This is a genomic window from Pseudomonas sp. D8002, assembly GCF_013385695.1.
Lineage (GTDB): Bacteria > Pseudomonadota > Gammaproteobacteria > Pseudomonadales > Pseudomonadaceae > Aquipseudomonas.
Genome location: NZ_JACAPM010000007.1, coordinates 77,407 through 94,960 on the forward strand (window position 1 = coordinate 77,407; position 17,554 = coordinate 94,960).

16 protein-coding genes are annotated in these 17,554 nt (G+C 63.1%); 10 read left to right on the forward strand and 6 right to left on the reverse strand.

Going from position 1 to position 17,554, the window contains the following annotated elements; genetic code table 11:
- Positions 1–164 precede the first annotated feature (164 nt).
- From HX807_RS05015 to HX807_RS05060, 10 genes are all read left to right on the forward strand, one after another.
- Entirely contained in the window at positions 165–935 is a 771-nt protein-coding gene (locus tag HX807_RS05015) for a FadR/GntR family transcriptional regulator (RefSeq protein WP_008430577.1), read from the forward strand.
- 96 nt (positions 936–1,031) lie between these two features.
- Positions 1,032–2,234, forward strand: coding sequence for an ABC transporter substrate-binding protein (locus HX807_RS05020; RefSeq protein ID WP_177010116.1), 1,203 nt, complete (start codon positions 1,032–1,034; stop codon positions 2,232–2,234).
- Between the two features lie 67 nt (positions 2,235–2,301).
- Positions 2,302–3,162 carry a branched-chain amino acid ABC transporter permease gene (locus tag HX807_RS05025; protein ID WP_003215751.1) on the forward strand — a complete coding sequence of 287 codons (861 nt, stop codon included), beginning with the start codon at positions 2,302–2,304 and terminating at the stop codon, positions 3,160–3,162.
- 1 nt (position 3,163) lies between these two features.
- Positions 3,164–4,174, forward strand: coding sequence for a branched-chain amino acid ABC transporter permease (locus HX807_RS05030; protein WP_087694650.1), 1,011 nt, complete (start codon positions 3,164–3,166; stop codon positions 4,172–4,174).
- Positions 4,171–4,920 (forward strand): ABC transporter ATP-binding protein, encoded by a 750-nt coding sequence (locus tag HX807_RS05035; RefSeq protein ID WP_003215756.1) that lies wholly within the window; start codon positions 4,171–4,173, stop codon positions 4,918–4,920. The genes HX807_RS05030 and HX807_RS05035 overlap by 4 nt, the downstream gene beginning before the upstream one ends.
- Complete coding sequence (locus tag HX807_RS05040; protein ID WP_177049420.1) at positions 4,920–5,615, forward strand: ABC transporter ATP-binding protein; 696 nt, start codon at positions 4,920–4,922, stop codon at positions 5,613–5,615. The genes HX807_RS05035 and HX807_RS05040 overlap by 1 nt, the downstream gene beginning before the upstream one ends.
- A gap of 13 nt (positions 5,616–5,628) precedes the next feature.
- Positions 5,629–6,900 carry a Zn-dependent hydrolase gene (locus HX807_RS05045; protein WP_134326235.1) on the forward strand — a complete coding sequence of 424 codons (1,272 nt, stop codon included), beginning with the start codon at positions 5,629–5,631 and terminating at the stop codon, positions 6,898–6,900.
- The gene (locus HX807_RS05050; protein ID WP_177049422.1) at positions 6,897–8,300 is read left to right on the forward strand and encodes an amidase; all 1,404 of its coding nucleotides are present in this window, start codon (positions 6,897–6,899) and stop codon (positions 8,298–8,300) included. Before HX807_RS05045 ends, HX807_RS05050 begins: the two co-directional genes overlap by 4 nt.
- A gap of 163 nt (positions 8,301–8,463) precedes the next feature.
- A complete protein-coding gene (locus tag HX807_RS05055; RefSeq protein ID WP_008430591.1) occupies positions 8,464–9,327 on the forward strand; it encodes a LysR family transcriptional regulator in 864 nt (287 codons plus the stop codon).
- Between the two features lie 51 nt (positions 9,328–9,378).
- Positions 9,379–10,383, forward strand: coding sequence for a LacI family DNA-binding transcriptional regulator (locus HX807_RS05060; RefSeq protein WP_003215765.1), 1,005 nt, complete (start codon positions 9,379–9,381; stop codon positions 10,381–10,383).
- Here the strand turns inward: HX807_RS05060 and HX807_RS05065 are convergent.
- From HX807_RS05065 to HX807_RS05090, 6 genes are all read right to left on the reverse strand, one after another.
- Positions 10,380–11,105, reverse strand: a complete 726-nt coding sequence (locus HX807_RS05065) for an SDR family oxidoreductase (protein WP_003215767.1) — start codon at positions 11,103–11,105, stop codon at positions 10,380–10,382. The genes HX807_RS05060 and HX807_RS05065 overlap by 4 nt on opposite strands.
- A gap of 138 nt (positions 11,106–11,243) precedes the next feature.
- Complete coding sequence (locus tag HX807_RS05070; protein WP_177049424.1) at positions 11,244–12,776, reverse strand: FGGY-family carbohydrate kinase; 1,533 nt, start codon at positions 12,774–12,776, stop codon at positions 11,244–11,246.
- A gap of 1 nt (position 12,777) precedes the next feature.
- Positions 12,778–13,857 (reverse strand): alcohol dehydrogenase catalytic domain-containing protein, encoded by a 1,080-nt coding sequence (locus tag HX807_RS05075; RefSeq protein ID WP_032898587.1) that lies wholly within the window; start codon positions 13,855–13,857, stop codon positions 12,778–12,780.
- A 69-nt stretch (positions 13,858–13,926) separates the two neighbouring features.
- Positions 13,927–14,919, reverse strand: a complete 993-nt coding sequence (locus tag HX807_RS05080; protein ID WP_003215773.1) for an ABC transporter permease — start codon at positions 14,917–14,919, stop codon at positions 13,927–13,929.
- Positions 14,885–16,393 carry a sugar ABC transporter ATP-binding protein gene (locus tag HX807_RS05085; RefSeq protein WP_177049426.1) on the reverse strand — a complete coding sequence of 503 codons (1,509 nt, stop codon included), beginning with the start codon at positions 16,391–16,393 and terminating at the stop codon, positions 14,885–14,887. Before HX807_RS05085 ends, HX807_RS05080 begins: the two co-directional genes overlap by 35 nt.
- A 63-nt stretch (positions 16,394–16,456) precedes the next feature.
- Positions 16,457–17,383, reverse strand: a complete 927-nt coding sequence (locus tag HX807_RS05090; RefSeq protein WP_003215780.1) for a substrate-binding domain-containing protein — start codon at positions 17,381–17,383, stop codon at positions 16,457–16,459.
- Positions 17,384–17,554 lie beyond the last annotated feature (171 nt).

The window sequence follows — 17,554 nt, forward strand, 5'->3', positions numbered from 1 at the left end:
CGCTGTAAGAGCGGAACCAATATCAGCCATAACCGAAGAAACGGATATGCACACCCCCACCATTTACGACCCATCCAAACCAAAAGCGACCCCCTCCGTTGACGCCCCACCCCAAACCCCTATTAAGTACTATTAATCCGCATTAATAGGATCAATCAAACACCATGCTAAGCCGCCCGCTGCGCCGCAAACGCCAGAAGCTCTCCGACGTGATCGTCGAGTCGGTCAAACGCTCCATCGTCACCGACGCCCTGAAGCCCGGCGACCGCTTGCCCACCGAACGCGAACTGATGGAAAGCTTCCAGTGCTCCAAAGGCTCCGCCCGCGAAGCCCTCAAGGCGCTGGAAGTCGAAGGCCTGGTCAACACCCGCACCGGCCCCAGCGGCGGCGCCTATCTCAACCAGGCCGGCACCGAACCCGCCAGCCGCGCCCTGCGCAACTACCTGCACTTCCAGCACCTGGACGGCCAACAGGTCTACCAGCTGCGCAAAGTCATCGAAGTCGAACTCGCCGTCTCGGTCCTGGGCCGCCTGAGCGAAGACGACTACCGCGCCCTCCAGGACAACGTCGATTTCTGCAGCGCCCCCGAAGACAGCGAAGCCGGCCAACGCGAACAACGCATCGCCGAACTGGAATTCCACAACCTGCTGGCCAAGGCCTGCCCCAACCCGCTGCTGAGCTTCATGGCGCAATTCCTCAACGACCTGCTGCGTGACCTGGTCGTGCTGAAAAAAGCCTACAAACCCAAGCGCAAGCAATTCGACGCCGCCAACCTCGACTACCACAAACAACTGCTGATCGCCTTCCGGGCCGAGGACGAAGCCACCGTACGCAGCCTGATGCACGAACACATGTGCGACGCCGAACACCACATGACCGCCCTTGAAGGTGAAGTCAGCCCGCACTTTCTACTGGAGTTCGACCACAACCACTAAACCGCACCCTCCACCAATAAAAGGCCTGCCCACAGGCCGTGCTCCACCGTATCGCCATTGCCACTCCTGCCAATAACTAATCCAGGGAGTCACCCCATGCAGCGTCGTACGTTGTTGAAAGCCAGTCTCACCGCAGCCGCCGCCCTCAGCCTCCCGCTGAGCGTGCGTTCTGCATTCGCCGCCGAGCCTTTTACCTTTTACGGCCTCAAGTCCATGTCTGGCGCCTTTGCCAGTTATGGCAAATTTGCCGACATGGGTTCACGCCTCGCGGTGGAACAGTATCCCGAGTTGCTCGGCCGCCCGCTGGTCTACAAAGTGATCGACACCGAAGGCAACGCCGGCAAGGCCGTGCGTAAAGTCCAGGAAGCGATCCAGCAGGACGGCGCACGCTTTTTCCAAGGCTGTACCCTGTCGTCTTCGGCACTCGCGGTGGCCAAGGAAGTGAGCAAGGCCGGCGGCGTGTTCATGACCCCGGTGGGCGCCGATGAAGTCACCGGCAAGGACTGCAACAGCGCCACGTTCCGCTGGTCGGTGCCGACCTACGGCGCGATCCGCGAGACCCTCGTGCCGCTGATCAAGCTGCTGCCCGACGCCAAGCGCTGGTACACCATCACCCCGCAATACGTGTTCGGCGAAGCCCTGCTCGAAGGCGCCAAATCGGTGCTGGCCGAGCATGGCCTGGAACACGCCGGCAACAGCTACCACTCGCTGCAGGAGCAGGAGTTCTCCGGCTACCTGACCAATGCCATCGCCGCCAAACCCGATGTGCTGGTACTGCTGAACTTCGGCAGCCAGTCGTCCAACACCCTGCGCCAGGCGGTGAACTTCGGTATCAAGGAGCGCATGAAAGTGTTGCTGGTGTGGTCCGCCGGCCTCGACCAGTTCCAGGAGCTGGGCAGTGACGTACTGGAAGGCGTGTACCTCGGCGCTCAGTACTGGCATCAGGTCGACACCCCGCTCAACCGTGACCTGGTGAAACTCACCAAGGCCAAATACGGCATCAACCCCACCTACCCGCTGGCCGCCGACTACATCAGCACCAAGGTCATGCTCGAAACCATCATCTCCACCGGCAGTTTCGACGGGCCGACCGTGGCCAAGGCCATGCAGGGCCTGAGCTACGAAGGCCCCACCGGCAAGGAGTCGATCCGCGCCGGCGACCATCAGGTGATCAAGGACTACTACCTGCTGGTGGGCAAGGCCGCAGGCGACATGGCCGACAAGGACGATCTGGCCAAGGTGCTCAGCTCCGGGCAGTCGTTCCCGCCGGTGGAAGCCACGGGCTGCGTGCTCGGCTGATCCGCTGAAAATCTACTGGTGACACAGCGCAGGGCCGCTCATGCGGCCACCTGCCGAGGGTTCCTGCATGCTTAATCTTTACCTGTTCCAGATTCTCAACGGCCTGGGCCTTGGGATGATCTACTTCCTGATCGCGGTCGGCTTGACGATCATTTTCGGCCTGCTGAACTTCGTCAACTTCGCCCACGGTGCGTTCTTTTTGCTGGGCGCCTACATCTGCTACACCGCCGTCAGCCTCACCGGCAGCTTCTGGCTGGCGCTGCTGATTGCGCCGCTGGTGGTGGCCGCGCTGGCCTGGGTGATCGAGCGATTATTGATCCAGCGGATTTATCACTTGCCGCACATGTTCCAGATTCTGGTGACCCTGGGGATTGCCCTGATCATCCAGGAAGCCAGCGTGATGATCTGGGGCCCGGTGGGCAAGAGCGTCGCCGTACCGGAATTGCTGCGCGGGGTGCTGGTGGTGGGCGATTTTGTCTACCCCTACTACCGCCTGTTCCTGATCGTGTTCTCCGGTCTCGTCGGCCTGGGCCTGTGGCTGTTGCTGGAACGCACGCGCTTCGGCGCCCTGGTGCGGGCGGGCAGTGAAAGCACGGAAACCGTGTCCCTGCTGGGCACCAACATTTTCCGCCTGTTCTCCATGACCTTCGCCCTCGGCGTGGCCCTCGCCGGTGTGGCCGGTGTGCTGTTCGCCCCGTTGCGCGGCGCCCAGCCCTTCGTCGGCCCGGAAATCCTCGGCGTGGCGTTCGTGGTGGTGGTGATCGGCGGCATGGGTTCCTTCAGCGGTGCACTGGTGGGCGGCCTGCTGGTCGGCGTGGTGCAAAGCCTGATGACCACACTCTGGCCCCAGGGCGCGAGCTTGATGATCTACGGTGCGATGGCCGTGGTGATCCTGGTGCGTCCTTACGGCCTGTTCGGGAGAGCCTGACATGAGCGAGAAAAATCCCCTGCCATTCGCCAAGACCCAGTCGCGCTACATGCTGCTGTTGGTGCTCGTGGTGTTGATCGGCCTGCCGTTGATTCTGCCCTCGGCGACCCTGGCCACCGAGATCCTGATCTTTGCCATGGCCGCCCTCGCCTGCAACCTGCTGCTGGGTTACACCGGGCTGCTGTCGTTCGGCCAAGGCATCTTCTTCGGGGCCGGCGCCTACTGCGCGGCGCTGTTGATGATTCACCTGCAACTGGGGCTGTTCAGCGCACTGCTGGGTGCCGCCGTCGCCGGTGGTTTCCTGGCTTTCCTGGTGGGCGCCCTGGCGATCCGTCGCACCGGCATTTACTTCGTGATGCTGACCCTGGCCTTCAGCCAGATGGCCTACTTCGTCGCCTACACCCTGAGCGACTGGACCGGCGGCGACAACGGCCTGCTCAGCGTGCCGCGCCCGGAAATCCGCATCGGTGACACCGTGCTTCTGTCGCTGACCGACGCCCGCGCGTTCTACGGGTTTGTCGCGGTGCTGTTCCTGTTGATCTTCATCGGCGCCCGCCGGGTGATCGCCTCGCCGTTCGGCAGCACGCTGATGGCGATTCGCGAAAACGAAACCCGCGCTTCGGCCATCGGCTATGACACCCGCCACTTCAAGATCCTGGTGTTCGTGTTGTCCGGCGCCGTCACCGGGATTGCCGGGGCGCTGTACGCGATGCTGCTGCACTTTGTGCCGCTGTCGAACATCGACCTGGCGATGTCCGAAAACATCCTGATCATGACCATCGTCGGCGGCACCGGCTCGCTGTTCGGCTCGTTGCTGGGCGCCGGTTCCATCGTGCTGCTGGGGGACTTCCTTTCCGATCTGTGGCCGCGCTGGCTGATGCTGCTGGGGGTGATCCTGATCCTGGTGGTGATCTTCATGCGCGGCGGTTTGTGGGGCGGTCTGTCGACCCTGTTCGACCGTGTGCGCGGCAGCCGCAAGGCCGACGTTGTGACCAAGGAGAAGCTGTCATGAGCATCCTGCTGGAAACCAAGAACCTGGAACTGGCCTACGGTGCGTTCCACGCGGTGAACGGTGTCAACCTCAAGGTCGAAGCCGGCACCATCCACACCATCATCGGCCCCAATGGCGCGGGCAAGACCAGCCTGTTCCACTGCCTGACCGGCGAACGCCAGGCCACCGCCGGGGCAATTCATTTCGACGGCAAGAACCTGATGCGCAAACCGGCCCACGGCCGCGTCGGCCTGGGCATGGCGCGCTCGTTCCAGCTCACCAGCCTGTTCCAGAACCTCAGCGTGCGCGAAAACCTGCGCCTGGCCGCCCAGGGTCGCGACGGCGCCCGCGCGCTGAACTTCTGGCGCCGGGTCGACAGCAAGCGCGAACACCTGGAAATGGCCGACCAGGTGTTGGAACGCCTGCAACTCACCGCCCGCGCCGACACCCTGGCCGGCGAGTTGTCCCACGGCCAGCAGCGGGTGCTGGAAGTCGGCATGTCGATCTGCTCCAGACCCAAGCTGCTGATGCTCGACGAACCCACCTCGGGCATGGGCATCGACGACATCCCGATCATGACCCAACTGATCAGCGACCTCGGCCGCGACCATACCGTGCTGCTGATCGAGCACAACATGAGCATCGTCATGTCCATCAGCCAACGCATCACCGTGATGAGCCACGGCCAGATCCTGGTGGAAGGCACACCGGAATTCGTGCGCGCCGACGAGCGCGTGCGCACCGCCTACCTGGGAGAAGCCGCCTGATGCTGACCGTCGACAATATCCATTCCTACTACGACAAGAGCCACGTCCTTGAAGGCGTGTCCCTGACCGTCAATCCCGGCGAACTGGTGACCCTGCTGGGGCGCAACGGTGCCGGCAAGACCACCACCCTGCGCAGCATCCTCGGGATTATCTGCCCGCGCCAGGGCCAGATTCACTTCAACGGCCAGCCGCTGGTGGGGCAGAAAATCTTCGAAATCGCCCGCCAGGGCCTGGCGCTGGTGCCGGAGAACCGCGGAATTTTCCGCCTGCTCACGGTGGAGGAAAACCTGCGCATTGCCGTGCGCAAGACCAGCCGCTGGCAGATGGAAGACGTGTACGGCATGTTCCCGCGCCTCAGGGAGCGCCGCAAAAACGCCGGCCACGCGCTGTCCGGCGGTGAGCAACAGATGCTCGCCATCGCCCGCGCGCTGCTCAACCATCCCAAGCTGCTGATCCTCGATGAGCCCACCGAAGGCCTCGCGCCGGTGATCGTCGACGAGCTGGTGAAGATCCTGCGCAAGGTCAAGGAAGACGGCCTGCCGGTGCTGCTGGTGGAACAGAACCTGATGGTCTGCGACAAGCTCGCCGACCGCCATTACGTCCTCGAACAGGGCCGCGTGGTGTACGAAGGCAGTGCCGAAGCCTTCCGCGCCGACCCGACGATCAAGAACCGTTACCTGGCCCTGAGTGCCTGACCGGAGACTGCTGATGAATAGTTTTGCGCAACCGCTCCAGAGCAACGCCCCGCTGATCAACCGCGAGCGCCTGTGGCAATCGCTGATGGACCTCGCCCGCCTCGGCGCCACACCCAAGGGCGGCGTGTGCCGCCTGGCCCTTACCGACCTCGACCGCCAGGCCCGCGACCTGTTCGTGCAATGGTGCGAAGCCGCCGGGTGCAGCGTCAGCGTCGACGCCATCGGCAATATCTTTGCCCGCCGTGCGGGGCGTAATCCGGCACTGGCGCCGGTGATGACCGGCAGCCATATCGACACCCAGCCTACCGGCGGCAAGTTCGACGGTTGCTACGGCGTGATGGCTGGCCTGGAGGTGATCCGTACCCTCAATGATTTGAACATCGAGACCGAAGCGCCAATTGAAGTAGTGGTGTGGACCAACGAAGAAGGCTCGCGATTCCCGCCGTGCATGATGGGCTCCGGGGTGTTCGCCGGTAAGTTCGACCTGCAGGAAACCCTCGACAAGCAGGACGAGCAAGGGCTGTCGGTGGGCGCCGAATTGCAGCGCATCGGCTACGCCGGCTCCCGCGCCGTGCTGGGCCATCCGGTGGGGGCCTATTTCGAGGCGCATATCGAACAGGGCCCGGTGCTGGAAGACCAGGCCACCACCATCGGCGTGGTCATGGGCTGCCTCGGCCAGAAGTGGTTTGACCTGACCCTCACCGGCGTCGAAGCCCATGCCGGCCCGACGCCGATGCACCTGCGCAAGGACGCCCTGGTAGGCGCGGCGCAAGTGGTCAGCGCGGTGAATCGCATCGCCCACGAACAACAACCCCACGCCTGCGGCACCGTCGGTTGCCTGAGCCTGCATCCCGGCTCGCGCAACGTGATTCCCGGCCAGGTGCACATGACCATCGACCTGCGCCACCTGCACGCCGACAAGCTGCAAGCGATGGTCGACGAAGTGCGCCAGGTGATCGAAGCCACCGCCGAGCAACACGGCTTGAGCTTTGAGCTGACACCCACTGCCGACTTCCCGCCGCTGGATTTCAACCCTGCCTGTGTCAACGCCGTGCGTGATGGCGCGAGCAGCCTGGGCCTGAGCCATATGGACATCGTCAGCGGCGCCGGGCATGACGCGATCTTCGTCGCCGAACTGGGCCCGGCCGGAATGATCTTTGTGCCGTGCGAAGGCGGCATCAGCCATAACGAAATCGAGAACGCCGCGCCGGATGACCTGGCGGCGGGCTGCGCGGTGTTGCTGCGGGCCATGGTCAACGCGGCGCAAGGAGGTAAAGCGGCATGACGGATATCGCCAACCTGACCGCAGTTGAGCTGCTGGCCCGCTATCGGGATAAAAGCCTGTCGCCGGTGGAGGTCACCGAAGACGCATTGCTGCGGATCGAACGCTACAACCCGGCGGTCAACGCCTACTGCCACGTCGACCCGGAAGGCGCCTTGAAGGCGGCGCGGAATTCGGAACAGCGCTGGCTCAAAGGCCAGCCGTGCGGGGTCCTGGACGGTGTGCCCTCCTCCATCAAGGACCTGACGCAGACCATCGGCATGCCGACGCGCAAGGGTTCGCGTACCACATCCGCCGAGGGTCGATGGGATGTGGATGCGCCCTTCTCGGCCTTCATGCGCAAGGCCGGCGCGGTATTGCTGGGCAAGACCACCACACCGGAATTCGGCTGGAAAGGCGTTACCGATAACCCGCTGTATGGCATTACCCGCAACCCGTGGGACACGCGCATGACGGCGGGCGGTTCGTCCGGTGGTGCCGGTGCGGCGGCGGCCTTGAACCTCGGCGTGCTGCACCAGGGCAGCGATGCCGGCGGCTCGATCCGGATCCCCTGTGCCTTCACCGGCACCTTCGGCATCAAGCCGACCTTCGGTTATGTGCCGCAATGGCCGGCTAGTTCGATGACGATTCTGTCGCACCTGGGGCCGATGACCCGCACCGTGGAAGACTCGGTGCTGATGCTGCAAACCATCGCCCAGCCGGATGCGCGGGATGGTTTGATCGGCGCGCCCCGGACCACGCCATGGTTGCACGCCGGGGCTGATTTGAAGGGGCTGCGTATCGCCTATAGCCCGAACTTCGGTTATGTCGATGTGGACCCGCAAGTGGCCAGGGTGGTCGCCCAGGCGGTAGAAGGCCTGGTGCAGCTGGGCGCGCAGGTTGAACAGATTGATCCGGGGTTCAGTGATCCGCTGGAGGTGTTCAATACTTTATGGTTTGCCGGTGCAGCACGCCTGGCCGGGCCGTTGAGCGATGCGCAGCGGCAATTGATGGACCCGGGGTTGCTGCGCATTGCCCGACTGGGCGAGCAGATCAGCCTCAGCGATTACAGCGCTGCGCTGGAAGCACGGGCAGCGCTCGTGGCGCGCATGGCGGCATTCCATGAGCATTACGATGTGCTGGTTTCGCCGATGATGCCGATCACCGCGTTCGAGGCCGGGCACAATGTGCCGCCGGGTTCGGGACTAGGGGAATGGATGGAGTGGACGCCATTTACCTATCCCTTCAACCTGACCCAGCAACCGGCGGCGTCGGTGCCGTGCGGGTTGGCGGCCAATGGGTTGCCGGTGGGGCTGCATGTGGTGGGGGCGCGGTTTGCGGATGAGCAGGTGCTGAAGGTTTGCCAGGTTTATGCCAAGGCTTTTCCAACCGAGCACCTGCAAGCCCCCAAAACCCCAACTTGAAATGCAATCAAACTGTGGGAGCGGGCTTGCTCGCGAAGGCGGTGTGTCAGTCACCGGATATCTTGACTGACACACCGCCTTCGCGAGCAAGCCCGCTCCCACATTTTTGTCCGTATTCCAATCATCAGCCCCTACAATGCCTCCTATCATCCAAGGGGGTTTCATGGACATCGAACTGGCACGCACCTTCCTCGAAATCACCCGCTGCGGCAGCCTCGCCGCGGCGGCCGAGAAACTGCACGTCACCCAGACGGCAATCACCGCCCGGGTCAAAAACCTCGAAAGCCAGCTCAACAGTACCCTGTTCGTGCGCAACCGCGCCGGTGCCCGCCTGACCCCGGACGGCGAGGCGTTCGTGGTCTACGCCAACCAGCTTGTCCAGACCTGGGAAGCCGCACGCCGCGACCTGCCATTACCCGACGGCTACCGCAACGTACTGCACATCGGCGGCGAAGTCAGCCTGTGCAACCCGCTGATGCTCGGCTGGGCCCAGGCCTTGCGTGAACACATCCCCGGTCATGCCTTGCGCACCGAGATTCGCGAAGGCGAGTACTTGTTGCGCCAGCTGGAACTGGGGGTGCTGGACGCCGCCTTGGTGTTCCAGCCGCAGTACTGGCCGGGGTTGCAGGTGGAGCAGGTGCTGGAAGAAAAACTGATCCTGGTGCAACTGGCCGCCCGGCCCGAGCCCTACGTGTATATCGACTGGGGCCAGGGCTTTCGCCAGCAGCACGACGCCGCACTGCCGGACAAGGCCCGCGCAGCCCTGAGTTTCAATCTGGGGCCACTGGCGTTGCAGTACATCCTGGAGAATGGCGGCGCCGGGTATTTCCGCACGCGGGTGGTACAGAGCTACCTCGACAGCGGTGTGATGGAACGGGTGCCCAAGGCGCCGGAGTTCAGCTTCCCGACGTACCTGGTGTATTCCCGCGAGCGCGACTCGGCGGTTTTGCAGCAGGCGCTGGGGTTGCTGCGGGCGGTGGTGGAGGCCGAAAAGGATTGGTCGCAGCGCTGGGATCCGGTGATTTGAAGCCGTGCCCATGGTAGCCTCAGGTTGTTTTCTCCTGGTTCCCCCCTGCCGATGAACAAGAAAAAGTCCGTCACCATCAGCGACATCGCCAAACGGGTCAACATGACCACCATCACGGTGTCCCGGGCGCTGAGCAAACCCGACCTGGTCAAGCCCGCCACCCTGGCGCGGATTCTCGAAGTGGCGCGGGAGCTGGACTATGTGCCCAACGCCTTTGCCCGCGGGCTCAAGCGCAGTGAAAGCCTGATCATCGGCGTGATCACCGCTTCGGTCGACAACCCCTTCTACAGCGAGATGATCAAGGCGATTTCCCGCGAGGCGAAAAAGCACGGCTACACCATCATGCTGGTGGATACCGACGAACTGGAAGAACTGGAAAGCAAGGCAGTCGACACACTGCTGGGCTACCGCGTGGCGGGGATCATCCTGTCGCCGGTCTCCGACGAGCCCAGCTACCAGCCGGACTATTTGGAGCGCCTGGGTAACGGCAAGACGCCGGTGGTGCTGCTCGATCGCACGATCCACGACAGCCCCTTCAGCCGTGTGGTGCTGGACAACTATCACAGCGGCATCGAGGCGGCGCAGTACCTGGTGCGGCAAACCCCGAACCTCAAGCGCCTGCTGGTGCTGACCGGGCCCGAGCATTCGCGCATCACCATGGAACGCCTCAAGGGCCTCAAAGAAGTCCTGGCCGAGCACCCTCAGGTGCACGTTGAAGTGTGTGCCGGTGACTACACGCTGATGCCCTCCTACCTGCACACCCTCGACTACCTGGCCGAGCACTCGGCGCCGGACGCGATCATGGGCTTCAACCAGTTGATCACCCTCGGCGCGCTGCGTGCGCTGCGCATGCACAACATCCCCCACGACAGCCTGACCATCTGCGGCATCGACCGCCTGCCCTTTGCCGATATCTTCGGCGTGCCGATTGCCTGCGTGGCCCACGACGCGTCACTGGCCGGCAGCAGCGCGGTGCGGCTGCTGCTGGATCGTCTCGAAGACCCGCACAAACCGCGGGACAAGGTGGTGATCGCCGGCAAGCTGGAGAACGGCTAGCGGCTGGTGTAGCCGCCGTCGATCGGCAGGCTGACGCCGCTGATCATGCTGGCGGCATCGCTCAGCAGGAACAACACCGGCAGGGCCACTTCCGCCGTTTCGGCAAATCGCCCCAGGGGAATCGCCGCCAATGCCGGGTCGCGCTTGGCGGGCGCCGACCAGGCCATCTGTGCCATGGGCGTGAGGGTGACGGTGGGGTTGACGCTGTTGACGCGAATTCCGAAGCGGCCCCATTCGGCGCATTGCACGCGGGTGATGGCGTCCAGTGCGGCCTTGGAGGCGCAGTAGCCGAGGTGATCGTCCAGGGCTACCAGTGAGGCCTGGCTTGAGACGTTGACGATGCTGCCGGGAATCTTCGCTTCAATCATCGCCGCAGCGATACGGCTGGCGACCTGGGCCGCGGCGCGGGCGTTGACATTCATCACCTGGTCGAAGGCTTCGGCGCTGATGGCCGCGGCGGGTTCCAGGCGGGAAATGCCGGCGCAGTTGACCAGTCCATGCATCGGCGGCAGGCCTTGCAGGGCCAGGTCCAGGGCGGCGCTGTTGGCGATGTCCAGGCACAGGGTTTCGCAACCGAGCTGGGCCAGGGCCTGAGCGTCGCGGCCCAGGGCGAAAACCTGGGCGCCGCTGGCGATCAGTTGGAGGGCAATTTCCCGGCCGATGCCGCTGCTGGCGCCGGTGACGAGGATGCGCTGCTTGGTGAAGTCAAAAATAGCGTTCATGGTTCACGATCTCTAAAACGATGGAGATCCCATGTGGGAGCGGGCTTGCTCGCGAATGCGGTGGGTCAGGCAATAAATCCGGCACTGATACACCGTATTCGCGAGCAAGCCCGCTCCCACATTTGGATCAGTGTTCGCTTAATTCAATTGCAAGCTGTGCATCACCGGTTTCAAGGCCGGATACAGCTCCAGATAGCGGGTAAACGCCCGGTCATACACCCCGACATTCCCCGCCTCCGGCTCCGCCCGCAGCTCCAACTGCACCCAACCTTTCTCCATCTGCCGGTCATCCACCAACCCCACCGCATGGGCCGCCAACAACGCCGCGCCCAAGGCCGCCTCCACCTCTTGCACAATGGTGTAGACCGGGTAATGGGTGATGTCCGCAATAATCTGCATCCACAAATCCGAATGGCTCGCCCCACCCACCACAATCAGCCGTGGATCAAGGGAATGCGCCCCACGGGTGCCCGCTTCGATATTGTGCCGCAGGGCAAAACTCACCCCTTCGAGCACCGCGCGGTACAGGTGGATCCGGCTGTGATACAGGTTCAGCCCGACAAAGCTGCCGCTGGCCCGGTCATCCCACACCGGGCTGCGTTCGCCCATGAGATACGGCAGGAACAACAGCCCTTCGCTGCCCGCCGGGATCTTTGCGGCGCTCTGCTCCAGCAGCCACAAACTGTCCTGGCCAGTCTCTTTCGCCTGCTGCTCCTCAGCCTGGCAGAACTGTTCGCGAAACCAGCTCACCGACGCCCCGGCGGTGATCGCACCACCGAAGATGTACAGGTCCTGATGGCCGTTATAGACATGGGGCATGCTCACCAGGCCATGGCGCGCATCCACCTGCTGATTGAGATAACCCCAGCACATGCTGGTGCCGATCATCGCCACGTGATTGCCCGGCCGCGTCACCCCGGCCGCCAATGTGGCCATGGCCGCGTCCACGCCTCCGGCCAGGATCGGCGTGCCGGCCTGCAAGCCCAGCCGCCGGGCCCATTTCTCCAGCAAACCACCGACCACTTCACCGGAATACAGCAAACGCTCCGGCATCATCGCCAACGGAATCCCAAGCGCCGCCAGCATCTCGGCCGACCAGCCGCGCCGGGCCACATCGTAGACGCCACCGATATTGCCGGCGCTGCTGTGGTCCACCGCCAACTCACCGGTCAGGCACCAGTTGATGTAGCTGTTGGGCGGCAGCAGGTAGCGGGTGTTGGCCCACACCTGCGGCTGGTGCTGCTTGAGCCAGAGCATCTTGGTGAAACCGTAGTAGCTGTCCACCGAGTTGCCGGTGACCGTGAACAGCCGCTCCAGGTCCACATGCTCGCGCACCCACTCCACCTGCTCGCCCGCGCGCCGGTCCATCCAGATCAGGCATGGGTGCAGCGGCGTGATCTGCGCGTCCACGGCAATCCCCGAGCCGCCGTACAGGCTGCTGATGCACAACGCCTTGACCTGCTCTTTCGCCACGCCGGCCTTCGCCATGCACTGGGCGACGCAGGCCTCCACCGCATCCAGCCAGACCTGCGGCCACTGCTCGGCCCAGCGCACTTTCGGGGTATCCACGCGATACCCCTGGCTGTGCTGGGCGATGATCAGGCCGTCCGCATCCACCAGCAACGCCTTGGTGCTTTGCGTACCGATGTCCACACCCATTACGTAGTTCATGTCAGAGCACCGGCTTCAGCAGCACCTTGATCGACTTGGTCGAGTTGGCCAGCTCAAACGCTTCGGCCCAGCTGTCCAGCCCGAAGTCATGGGTCACGATGCCCTTGGAGGTCACCAGGCCGCGCTCGAACAGGTCGATGGCCACCGGGTAGCAATACGGCCCCAGGTGCGCACCGCGTACGTCCAGCTCCTTGCGGTCGCCGATGATCGACCAGTCGGCGCTGGTCTCGGCGCCAAACACGCTGAACTCGACAAACCGCCCGAGCTTGCGGATCAAGTCCAGGCCCTGGGTAACGCCCGCCGGTACGCCGGTGGTTTCGATGTACACGTCGCAGCCGTAGTTGTCGGTCAGGCTATTGATGATCTCCCGGGCGTTATCCCGGGACGGGTTGATCACCACGTCGGCACCGTACTGCTTCGCCAGTTCCAGGCGCTCGTCGACCATGTCGATCACCACCAGTTTCTTCGGCGTTTTTAGCGCTGCCACCTGCACCATGCACAGGCCCAGGGTGCCGGCACCGGCGATCACCAGCACGTCATCCAGCTGGATCTCACCGCGGTTGACGGTGTGAATCGCGCAGGACATCGGCTCGATCAGCGCCGAATCTTCCAGGGACACCGACTCCGGAATCTTGTGCACGATGGCAGTCTTGGGAATACGCATGTACTGGGCCATGCCACCCTCGGCGACTTCACGCTGGAAGCCGAAGATGTTGTGCACCTCGCACATCCAGTACTTGCCGGACTTGCAGAAGCGGCACTTGCCACATGGCACGATCTGCTCGGCGATCACCTTGTCGCCGACCTTCACCTCAAAGTGCTCCTCGGCGCCCTCGCCCGCTTCCACCACGTAGCCAAAGAACTCGTGCCCCGGCACCACCGGGGCCTTGACCCACGGGTTGTCGCCGCCCCAGAACATCGCGGCGCCCGAGTGGCATTTGCAGTCACTGGCGCAGATGCCGCAGGCGGCGATGCGAATCACCAGTTCATTGACCCGCGCCTGGGGTTTGCTGATGCGTTCCAGGCGGTAGTCTTTCGGGCCGTGGCAGACGACGGCTTGCATTTGGTTGTGCTTTTCCATGATGTGCGGACCTTTCTTGAGCATGAGAGAACCCATCGCGGCCACCATGGCCGCGTGGAGATAACCGGTTTACTTGTGGCGCTGACGGCTGATAAAGATCGCCAGCAAAATGATCCCGCCCTTGATCACGCTCTGGACATAGGGCGAGACCCCGAGCATGTTCAAGCCGTTGTTCAACACCCCCAGCAGCATGGCGCCGAGCAAGGTGCCGACGATTACCCCGCGCCCACCGGCAATCGAGGCGCCGCCCAGGACCACCGCGGCAATCGCGTCGAGTTCGAACGACACCCCGGCATTCGGCTGGCCGCTCATCAAGCGTGAGGTCAGCACCAGCCCGGCAATCGCGGCGGTCAAACCGCTGATGCCATACACCAGCAATTTGAAGCGCGCCGCCCGCACGCCGGACAGGCGCACCGCTTCCTCGTTGCCGCCGATCGCGTAGATATAGCGGCCGATGCGGGTGTGTTGCAGCAGCACATAGGCCGCCAGGTACGTCACCAACATGATCAGGATCGGCACCGAAATGCCGAACAGGCTTTCGCGGCCAAAGAAGCCGAACCACTCCGGCAAACCGGAAATCGGATAGCCGTCGGTGTACATCAGGCCGAACCCGCGGGCGATGCCCATGGTCGCCAGGGTGACGATGATCGGCGGCATGTGCAGGTAGGCGACGAACAGGCCATTGCCGATGCCGAACGCCACGCCGACCAGCATCCCGGCGCCAATCGCCAGGCCCGGCGGCAAGCCGGCGACCATCAAGCCGGCGGTCAAGGTGCCGGACAACGCCATCACCGGCCCCACCGACAAATCGATGCCGCCGGTGAGAATCACGCAGGTCATGCCCACCGCGATAATCGCGTTGATCGACACCTGGCGCGCGATGTTCGACAGGTTGTTGGCCGTCAGGAAGTTATCGCTGGCGAAGATCATCACCAACGTCACCACCAGCAGCCCGACAAAGGGATAGAACGCCGGTGAGCGAATCAGCCGCGCCAGGTTCAGGCGCAGCCGGCCAGGCCCCACGGCATTAATGGACGTATTCACTTGAGCCCCCTGTTGCATGGCGCATGACCTCTTGAGGATTGACGGCAGACGCTTCCAGTACCTTGACGATGGCGCCCTTGTGGAACACCGCGACGCGGTCGCACATGCCGATGACTTCCGGCAGTTCCGAGGAAATCATGATGATTGCGTAGCCCTGTTCGGTGAGGCTGCGCATCAGTGCGTAGATCTGTGCCTTGGCACCGACGTCGATGCCACGGGTGGGTTCGTCGAACACCAGCACGTCGCAGTGATGGTTGATCCAGCGGGCAATCACGACTTTCTGCTGGTTGCCGCCGCTGAGGTTGAACACCCGGCTCTCGCCGCTGGGGGCCTTGATCGACAGCTGGCGCATCAGCGCTTCAACGCTGGCGCATTCCTTGTCCTTGTCGATCAGGCCGCTGGCGTTCTGGTATTTGGGCAGGTTGTTGAGCGAGATGTTTTCGCGAATGCTGAAATCGGTGATCAGCCCTTCGGTCTTGCGGCTTTCCGGCAGCAGGCCGATGCCATAGGCCAAGGCCTGGGCCGGGTCGTCGAGGGTGATTTGTTCACCCCGCAGCCACACGTCTTTGCTCACCGACGGCAGCGCGCCCATCATGCCCAGCGCCAATTCGGTACGCCCGGAACCCACCAGGCCGGCAAAGCCGAGAATCTCGCCCTTGTGCAACTCAAAGTGGTTATGGGGGCCGTTGCGCACCAACTGGATGTCCTTGACCTCCAGCAGCAGCGGCCCGCGTGCGGCGGTGGGCTTGGGCGGAAAACTGCACTCCAGGCGCCGCCCGACCATCATTTCCACCAAGCGGTCGATATCGCTGTCGGCCACATCGGTGACGCCCACATTGCCGCCGTCGCGCAGCACGCTGATGCGGTCGCATACCTGGAAAATCTCCTCCAGGTGGTGGGAGATAAAAATCACCGCCACCCCCTGGCGCTTGAGTTCACGCATGATTTCGAACAGCAGCTCGGCTTCGCTCGGCGTGAGGGTGGCGGTGGGTTCGTCGAGCACCAGCAGCCGCGCGTCCAGGGCCAGCGCCTTGGCGATCTCGACGAATTGCTGCTCGGCCACGCTCAGGTGCCTGACCGCGCATTGCAGGTCAATACTGACACCGAGGCGCTTGAACAACGCCTCGCTGGCCTCGACCATTTCGCGCTTGCGCAACAGGCCAAAACGGTTGCTCAGCTCATGGCCGAGGAAGATATTTTCCACCGCCGTGAGGTAGGGAATCAGGCTGAATTCCTGGAACACAATGCCGATGCCGGCGGCAATCGCATCACGATACGTCGCGAACTGCCGAGCCTCGCCGTCGATCAGGATCTGCCCTTCGTCCTGGTGCTCGACCCCGCCAAGGATCTTCATCAAGGTCGATTTGCCTGCACCGTTTTCCCCGAGCAAGGCATGAATCTCGCCGCGCTGCACTTCCAGGTTGATCGCCTTGAGGGCTTGCACCCCCGGGTAGCGCTTACAGATATTTTCCAGCTTCAGAAGACTGCTCATACCGCCGACCTCATATTCAGATGGATGACCTGTGCCCCACGCCTGGCGTGGGGCCTGGGTGTTTTACCAACTGAAATCCTTGGCCTTGGCCTGGTCGATCAGGGTGATGTCCACCGGGATCGTGGCCGGTACTTGCGAGCCCCACTTCTTGGCCAGGGCGATGCCCAGGGCCAGGCGGATCTGGTCACGGGGGTATTGCGCGGAGGTCGCAATGAATTTGCTGCCGGGTTTCTGGATGGCCTTGATCGCTTCCGGCGCGCCGTCGACGCTCACCAGCTTGACGTCCAGGCCACTGGCTTCGATGGCCGAGAGTGCGCCGAGGGAGCCGTTGTCATTGACGCTGAAAATGCCCTTGAGGGTGGGCTGGGCCTGCAGCATGTTTTCGGTGACGGTCAGCGCCTGGTCACGTTCCTGCTTGCCGTTCTGGATGCTCACGATCTTGATGTCCGGGTGCTTGGCCACGGCCTCCTTGCAACCGCGCACGCGCTCCAGGATCGGTACCACGGCGATGCCGTCGAGGATGGCGATATTGCCCTTGTCCCCGATGTTCTTGGCCAGGTATTCGCAGGCCTGGAAGCCGGCGTCGAAGTTCTTCGAGCCGACGAAGGAGTCCAGTGGGCCTTCGGCCTGGGCGTCGACGGCGACCACGACTACGCCGGCGGCGTGGGCGGATTTGACGGCTGATTGCACGCCGACGGAATCGGTGGGGTTGATCAGCAGGATGTCGATGCCTTTTTGCAGCATGTCTTCGACGTCGCTGACCTGTTTGGACACGTCGTGGCGGGCGTCGGTGATGATCAACTGCGCACCGATGGTCGCCCCGGCTTCCTGCAGGGCGTCTTTCATGGTGACGAAGTAAGGGTTGTTGATTTCCTGGAAGGACGCGCCGATGCGGATGGGGGCGGGTTTGGTGTCGGCCAGTGCCAGGCCAGCGGTGCCAAGATTGATGCTCAGAGCCAACAAACACAGGGTTTTCGGAAGCATTTTCATGGTGGGGATCTCTGTTTTGTTTTTATTTTTAGAGCAAATGTTATCGTTAACATTTTGTAAGAAGCTATCAAAGAAATTGGGGGGTCGCAAGGGGTGTTTGATCGGTGGTGGCGGGTGTGGTGGACATATCCGTTGCTGCGGTAACGGCCGCTTATGGTTCCGCTCTTACAG